General features: G+C 67.0%; 6 protein-coding genes. 4 read left to right on the top strand and 2 right to left on the bottom strand.

Translation table 11 applies throughout. The annotated features are described in order from the left end of the window. Together VZC37_RS06875 and VZC37_RS06870 are read left to right on the top strand one after the other, a co-directional pair. A partial coding sequence (locus VZC37_RS06875; protein WP_330431649.1) for an HNH endonuclease signature motif containing protein occupies positions 1-608 on the top strand: 608 nt, incomplete at its 5' end. Between the two features lie 108 nt (positions 609-716). Beyond that, on the top strand, positions 717-2,030 hold the full coding sequence (locus VZC37_RS06870) for an MFS transporter (RefSeq protein ID WP_330431648.1): 1,314 nt from the start codon (positions 717-719) through the stop codon (positions 2,028-2,030). On the opposite strand, the gene VZC37_RS06865 is transcribed toward VZC37_RS06870, so the two are convergent. Next, a complete protein-coding gene (locus VZC37_RS06865; protein ID WP_330431647.1) occupies positions 2,005-2,937 on the bottom strand; it encodes a LysR family transcriptional regulator ArgP in 933 nt (310 codons plus the stop codon). The genes VZC37_RS06870 and VZC37_RS06865 overlap by 26 nt on opposite strands. A 92-nt stretch (positions 2,938-3,029) precedes the next feature. Between VZC37_RS06865 and VZC37_RS06860 the strand changes: the two genes are divergently transcribed. Next, entirely contained in the window at positions 3,030-3,650 is a 621-nt protein-coding gene (locus VZC37_RS06860) for a LysE/ArgO family amino acid transporter (protein WP_330431646.1), read from the top strand. 1 nt (position 3,651) lies between these two features. Here the strand turns inward: VZC37_RS06860 and VZC37_RS06855 are convergent, their stop codons facing one another. After that, on the bottom strand, positions 3,652-5,892 hold the full coding sequence (locus tag VZC37_RS06855) for an MMPL family transporter (RefSeq protein ID WP_330431645.1): 2,241 nt from the start codon (positions 5,890-5,892) through the stop codon (positions 3,652-3,654). Positions 5,893-6,035: 143 nt separating this feature from the next. Between VZC37_RS06855 and VZC37_RS06850 the strand changes: the two genes are divergently transcribed. Further along, positions 6,036-7,319, top strand: a complete 1,284-nt coding sequence (locus VZC37_RS06850) for an alpha-hydroxy-acid oxidizing protein (RefSeq protein WP_330431737.1) — start codon at positions 6,036-6,038, stop codon at positions 7,317-7,319. Positions 7,320-7,517: the final 198 nt, after the last annotated feature.

The following is a 7,517-nucleotide window of genomic DNA, read 5'->3' as shown; positions in this document are numbered from 1 at the left end:
CGTTGCCGATCGACGAGGTGATCCGGCTGGCCGCCGATGCCCAGCAGTATCTGGCGGTGTTCGCCGATGCCACCGCGCTACCGCTGTATCTGGGGCGGGCCAAACGGTTGGCGTCGCAAGCGCAACGTCTGATGTCGTTCGCCCGCCCGGATGGGGAGGTGTGCTCGGCACCCGACTGTGATCAGCCGGCCACCCACGTCGAAATGCATCATGCGGTGGCCGATTTCGCCGACGGCGGGTTGACCGACATCACCGACCTGGCGCCGGCGTGCCCGCGGCACAACCGGATGGTCGGCCCCAAACGCGGGCAGTTCACCACCGGCGTCTACGCCGACGGCCCCGATGCCGGACGCACCTGGTGGCGACGCAACAGCGACCCGCACGCGCCACCCAACCCGCAGCGTGTCAACCGGCGCCCCGATATTGGCGCCATGTTCAATCGCGAGCTCGAGCAGGTGCGTGCCCGCATCCACTCTGACACCGGGGAGCCACCCGACACCGACGCGCCGCCGGGCCGCGACACCCTGCACCTCACCGAGACGATCCCACCACCGTTCTCGGTCGTTGAAGCACGCCTCGCACTGATGCTGTTCGAGAACGCTCGATGAGGACCGGCGTCGACCACCGGTGACCGGTGCGTCGCGCATGACAGAGGTCACGGCTGCTGCTCGGAAAAGCAGTGGCCGCATGACCTGGCATTGGGCCAAGCTGGATAGGTGAGCACCCCGGTCGACGGCGGCATCGAGACCCGTCTCCCCACAGCGCTGAAACCCTTCGCGCTGCGGCAATACCGGCTGCTCGTACTCGGACTGATGCTGGCCATGTTCGCCGACGGAGTCTGGACCGTCGGCGTGGTGTGGCAGGTCATCGAACTCGGCGGCGGTCCCGGACAACTCGCCGTGGTGACCGGTGTCGCCGCTGTGGGCATGGTTGTGTCCACGCTGGCCGGCGGCATCCTCGCCGACCGGGTCTCCCAGCGGCGCATCATGATCGGACTGGAGCTGGTGAAGCTCGTCGCCTTCGGGATCGTGGGTGTCGCCGGGATGCTGGGAGTGTTGTCGCTGCCGGTGCTGATCGGGGCGTCCCTCGTCGGTGGCATCACGATGGGTATGTACTACCCGGCGTACTCGGCGCTGCTGCCGAGCGTGGTGGAAGCGGCACAACTGCAGGCGGCCAACGGGATCGAGGGTTTCCTCCGTCCGGTGATCTTCCAGGCCATCGGCCCGATGGTGGCCGGCGGCGCCATCTCGATCGCCTCACCCGCCGCGGCCATCGTGTTGGCCGGCCTGGCGAGTGCGTCATCGGCGATGGCGTATGTGGCGATGGCGCCAGTCGCCGTGCGGCGCGACCTGACCGCCACCGCCGCCCATCCGGTGCGTTCGGTCGTCGCCGACCTGGTCGAGGGATTCGCCTACATGTGGCGGACGCCGTGGCTGTGGGCGACCCTGTTCTTCTCGTGCATCCTCGTGCTCGCGGTGATGGGGCCGATCGAGGTGCTGGTGCCGTTCGCGCTGCAGGATCGCGCGGACGGCGGAGCCGGTGACCACGCCCTGGTCCTGGCCGGGTTCGGAATCGGAGCCGCCGCATCATCGCTCGTCTTCGCGTCGATCCCGATGCCGCGCCGGTATCTGTCCCTGATGTTCGGCATCTGGACGTTCTCCAGCATTCCCCTGGTGATCATGGGTGTCGCCGACTCGACATGGATGTTCGTCGCCGCCGGATTCCTGATGGGCGTGATGTTCGACGGACCGATGGTGCTGTGGGGGACGCTGTTGCAGCGTCGGGTGCCACCTGAGTTGCTGGGCAGGATCGCGAGCCTCGACTTCTTCGTCTCCGTTGCGCTGATGCCGGTGTCGATGGCGCTCGCTGCGCCGATCAGTCACGCCATCGGACTCACCGCCACTTTCCTGTTGGCCGGCCTGCTCCCGGTGCCCGTGGCGGTCGTCTTCTACCTTGCGGCACGCCTGTGGCGCGACGAGATCGAACATCCACTGCGGCTGGAGATCAAAGAGGTGACCCCGCTGCCCTGAGCGCTCGGGTGGCGGGCACGAGATGCTCCGCCGCAGCGGCCACCGTGAGTTCGGTCAGTGCGTCGAGAATCGGTGAGCTGAGTTTCCAGTATTGCCAGTACAGCGGAACGTCGACGTGGTCGTCGACGATCCGCACCACCCGCCCGTCGCGGAGGGCGTCGGCGATCTGGACCTCGGGAACTGCGCCCCAACCCATGCCGAGCTCGACGGCGCGATGGAATTCCGTCGATGCCGGCACGTAGTTGATCGGCGGCGAGACAGGGCCGTCGGCGAGCCGGGTGAGGACGTTGCGTTGGATGTAGTCGTTGCGGTCGAAGAGCACCATCGGTGCTCGGGAGAACGCCTCCCATGACGGGCCGTCGGGCATCCAGCGGGCGACGAATTCCGGTGTGGCCACAGGTAGATACCGCATCGCACCCAGTGCGCGGGTAGTACACCCGCGGATACCGAGTGGGTCAGAGGTGATGGCGCCCAACACTTCTCCCGACCGCAGGAACCGGCTGTTCTGGCTTTCGTCGTCGCGCAACACCTCGATGGCGACCGGGTGCTCGGCCTGCATCTGCGCGATGACGGGCAGAAACCAGGTGGCCAGCGAGTCCGCGTTGGCTGCGATCGGCAGATGGACCCGGGCCTCCGCGTCGTCGTCGGTGCCGCCGAGCAGTTCGGCGCGGGCCTCGGCCACCAGCAGATCCCACTGTTTGGCGAGGCGCACCAGGATCTCGCCGTCGGGCGTTGCGGTGGCCGGCTTGGTCCGGCGCACCACAACGCGACCGACCGCTGCCTCGAGTGCCTTGATCCGCTGACTCACCGCGGACGGGGTGAGGTGCAACGCCGACGCGGCGCCGTCGAAGGTGCCCTCACGCAACACTGCCGCGAGTGTCTGGACACCGTCCTGGGTGATCTCCATGCCTCGATCCTAGGGTCGATCTTAAGCTCAGTTCATGATTCGTGAAAAACATTCGCTGGATTGTTCAGTTGGGGGTCCATAGCGTCGACAGCATGACCACCTACGTACTCGCTGCCATCGCCGGGCTCCTGACCGGCGCCGGCCTGATCATCGCGATCGGCCCACAGAACGTTTTCATCCTTCGCCAAGGTGTCGCGCGGGCGCACGTGGTTCCGGTGGTGGTGGTGTGCGCGATCTCCGATGTGGTGTTGATCGTCGCGGGAGTTGCGGGCCTCGGCGCGCTGGTGGCCGCGCATCCCGGTGTCGTCACGATCGCCAAGATCCTCGGCGGCGGATACGTGATCGCGCTTGGGCTCCTGGCGGCGCGGCGATGCATGCGCAGCAGCGACGCCATCGTCACCAACGCGCACGAGGCGTCGACGGTGAGCCGGTGGGCCGCAGTCGGGATGGCGCTCGCGCTGACCTGGCTCAATCCACACGTCTACCTCGACACGGTGCTCACCATGGGTGCCATCGCCAACAGCCACGGAAATGCCAAGTGGGCGTTCGCAATCGGCGCCTGTCTGGCCAGTCTGCTGTGGTTCGCCACCCTGGGTAGTGGCGCCACCAAGCTCTCCCGGTTCTTCGCGTCGCCGCGGGCATGGCGTCTGCTCGACGCCGTCGTCGCGGTCGTGATGCTCGCGATGGGAGCGGTGCTGATCGCGTCGGTGTGACTCAGACCTTCGCCGGCTCCGGCCCCCAGAGGTCCGGGTCGACCTGATTCTCCAGCGGGATCTCCCGGATCGCGGTGCCTTCGACGTCGACGTTGGGCAAGATCTTGTCCAGCCACTTCGGCAACTTCCAGGCGGTGTCGCCGAGCAGGGTGATCACCGCAGGGACCACGATCATCCGGATGATGAAGGCGTCGAAGAACACCGCCGCGGCCAACGCGAAGCCCATCATCTTCGCGATCGTGTCCGGGGCGAGCATGAACGCCGCGAACACCGAGATCATGATGACCGCCGCCGACGCGACCACCCGGGCGCCGTGCTGGTAGCCGATGATCACCGAATCCTTCGCTGACACCCCGTGCACGTATTCCTCGCGCATTCGCGTCACCAGGAACACCTGATAGTCCATCGCCAGACCGAACACCACGCCGACCAGGAAGATCGGCAGGAACGAGATGATCGGCTTCGGGTTGTCGATCAGGCCGAAGTCGCCCTGCTGGAAGATCGCCACCGTCGCGCCGAAGGTGGCGCACACCGAGAACAGGAAGCCCAGGGTCGCGGTCAGCGGGACCAGGATCGACCGGAACACGATCGTCAGGATGATGAACGCCAGACCCACGACGACCACCAGGAACGGGATCAGCGCGGAGCTGAGCTTGTCCGAGATGTCGGCCATGATCGCTGTCTGACCACCGACGTTGACCGTGGCGCCGTCGGGGTCCGTGCCGGCGAAGGCGCGGATCTCCTCCATCAGGTCGTGGGTGGCCGGGCCGCTCGGCGACTGTTCCGGGGTCACCGAGATCAATGCAGCTGTCGCACCTGATTGGGTGTTGGCCGGGTTCGGACCGTTGCCGACCCAGGTGATCTGTGCCGGGTTGGCCACGTTGTCGAGGGTTTTGACGTGCTCGACGACGTCGGTCGCGGCGGCGGAGACGTCGCCCCCGTCGGCGTCGCTGACCGTCACCAGTAGGGGACCGTTGATGCCCTCACCGAAGCCGCGCTGCAGCAGCTGGGTGGCCGCGTACTCGCTGTCGGTGGTGGACTCCATGCCCAGTTCCATCTTGGTCATCGGAATCGCCGCGATCACCAGCAGGATGAGTCCGATGGCCGCCACCGGGAGCGGATAGCGGGTGATGAAACGAGCCGTCCGCAGGCCGTTCGACGGCTGCGAATCGGGTTCGTCGCCGTGGCGGATGCCGGGGATGCGGGGAGTGAAGGCAATGCGGCCGAATGCGCCCAGCAGCGCCGGGATCAGGGTGATGGCACCGAGAACCGCGACGAACACCGCGAACGCCGCCGCCACACCCATCTGGGTGATGAACGGGATGCCGACCACAGCGAGCGCCGCGACCGCGACCATCACCGTCAGGCCCGCGAACACGACAGCCGATCCGGCGGTACCGACCGCTCTGCCGGCCGACGCCTCCCGGTTGCCGTCGAGGTTCAGTTCCGAGCGGTACCGGGACACGATGAACAGCGCGTAGTCGATGGAGACTGCGATGCCGAGCATCGTGATGATGGTCGTCGCGCTCTGCTGGACGTTGATGATCTCGGCGCTCAGCGTCACCAACAGCATGGTGATGCCGACGCCGAGAATGCCGGTGATGATCGGGATGAACGCGGCGATCAGGGCGCCGAACGCGACGATCATGATGATGAACGCGACGGCGAAACCGAGCAGTTCCGACGTACCGCCGGCCTCGAAGACCTGCATCAACGATCCGGTGCCCTCGACCTGGAGACCGTCGCCGCGGAATTCGGCGAGCATCTCCTTGAACTGCTCCATCTCCGCCGGCGTCAGATCCTGCATGGGGATGTTCTGACTGATCTGGATCAGGCCGACCTTGCCGTCGTCGCCGAGCACCGCAGCCGCCATCGCCGGATTCGCCTCGGCGGCGGTGACCGGGTTGACGATGGTCTGTGGGTCGATCACCTCGGGCAGCGTCCGTGCCTCGGCAACCAGGGCGTCGATCTGCTGCATGTGATTGGCCAGGCCGTCGTCGGCGGCGATGAGGATGCTGGTCGATGCCTCCATCTGCCGCTCGTTGATGGCGGGGAAGTTCTCCTGCATCACCGACATCGCGCGATCCGAGTCGGTACCAGGGAGTTCGAAGTCGGTGGCGAACTTCGGCTGTACCGCTCCGACGACGGCGCCGAGTGCGATCAGCACGGCCAGCCAGGAACTGATCACCCACCACTTGTGCCGGAACGTGAAACGACCCAGTCGGTACAAATACAACGCCACGGCGGACCTCCCCTTGGTGTTCCGCCCAGGGTAGTCGGGGGAGGCGACAGTGCGATGTGACCGCAAGCACAGGCCAGGTTCCTATGATGGCCTCGTGTTCGACGTGACGAGTCAGGAGGTCCGACGTGTCGGATGACCACAGCGTGTCGCCAGGTGCCGGACGGGCACGGCAGAACGAGATCTATACGCAAGGAATCCACGGGCGCACCCCGCGTGTGCCGACCGACCACGCCGAACTCGAACGTCAGGCCCGGCGCGCGATGTCGAAGCGGGCGTGGGCCTACATCGCCGGGGGTGCGGGCGAAGGTACGACGATGTCGGCCAATCGTGCCGCTCTCGATCGGTGGGCCATCGTGCCGCGGGTGTTGCGGGATGTGTCGTCGCGGTCGCTGGAGATCGAACTGTTCGGTCGGACCCTGCCGGCGCCCGTGCTCTTCTCACCGGTGGGTGCCGGGGCGCTCGCGGCGCATGAGGCCGACGTGCACATCGGGCACGCGGCCGCCGAGCTCGGTGTGCCCTACATCTTCTCCAACCAGGGCAGCGCGCCGATGGAACGTGTGGCCGCGGAGATGGACCGGGTGGCCTCGGGCGCACCACGGTGGTTTCAGCTGTACTGGTCCACCGACGACGACCTCGTCGACAGTCTCCTCGCCCGGGCGGAGAAGATGGGCGCCGACGCCGTCGCCGTCACCCTCGACACGACGATGCTCGGCTGGCGTCCGCAGGATCTGAATCTCGGGTCGCTGCCGTTCGCGCGTGGCGAGGGCATCGACCAGTACACCTCGGATCCGCGGTTCACCGAGATCGTCGCCGAGCGGGTGCGTTCTGCCGCGGCCGAGCGGCCCGAGATCACGCTGGGTGCCATCAAGACGTTGTTCTCGATCGCGCGCAACGCGCCGGGGAAGATGCTGGACAACCTGAGGGCGCCGGAGCCGCGTGCCGCGGTGCAGACCTTCCTCGACATCTACTCGCGGCCGTCGCTGAATTGGGACGACGTGGCCGGTCTGCGGGACCGCACGTCGTTGCCGATCGTGCTCAAGGGCGTGCTGCACCCCGATGACGCGCGCCAGGCCGTCGACGTCGGCGTCGACGGGATCATCGTGTCCAACCACGGCGGACGTCAGGTGGACGGCGCGATCGGTTCGATCGACGCCCTCGACGCCATCGCCCCGGCCGTCGACGGGCGGATCAAGGTGCTCGTGGACTCGGGCATCCACACCGGCGCGGACGTGTTCAAGGCTCTCGCGCTCGGCGCAGACGCCGCGTGCATCGGCCGCCCACACATGTACGGGCTGGCGCTCGCCGGTGCCGACGGCGCCCGTGACGTGGTCGCCAACATCATCGCCGAACTCGATCTCACGCTCGGGCTGAGCGGTCACACGTCGGTTGGTGACGTGAATCGGGATGCGGTGCAGCGGGTTTCGTAGCGCTGTCGGGTGCGGGGGTCTCGATACGCTTCCTCGCTTCGCTCGGAGGCTACTCGACCGGCGGGGGAGCCTCGCTCTGCTCGGAGGCTACTCGACCGGCGGGGGACTGGAGGCTACTCGACCGGCGGGGAGGTGAATCTTCAACCGCTGGTTGAGTAGTCCGAGCCGCTAGGCGAGGACGTATCGAAACCTCGCGCC

Source organism: Gordonia sesuvii (assembly GCF_036350415.1).
In the GTDB taxonomy this organism is placed as follows: Bacteria; Actinomycetota; Actinomycetes; order Mycobacteriales; family Mycobacteriaceae; genus Gordonia; species Gordonia sesuvii.
The sequence above is the reverse complement of the archived record's forward strand: the minus strand, read 5'-3'. Positions and strand labels throughout refer to the sequence as shown.

Excerpts from the sequence above, each read along its gene's own strand:
- VZC37_RS06865 (WP_330431647.1), bottom strand. The coding sequence starts at position 2,937 with ATGGAGATCACCCAGGACGGTGTCCAGACACTCGCGGCAGTGTTGCGT.
- VZC37_RS06860 (WP_330431646.1), top strand. The coding sequence starts at position 3,030 with ATGACCACCTACGTACTCGCTGCCATCGCCGGGCTCCTGACCGGCGCC.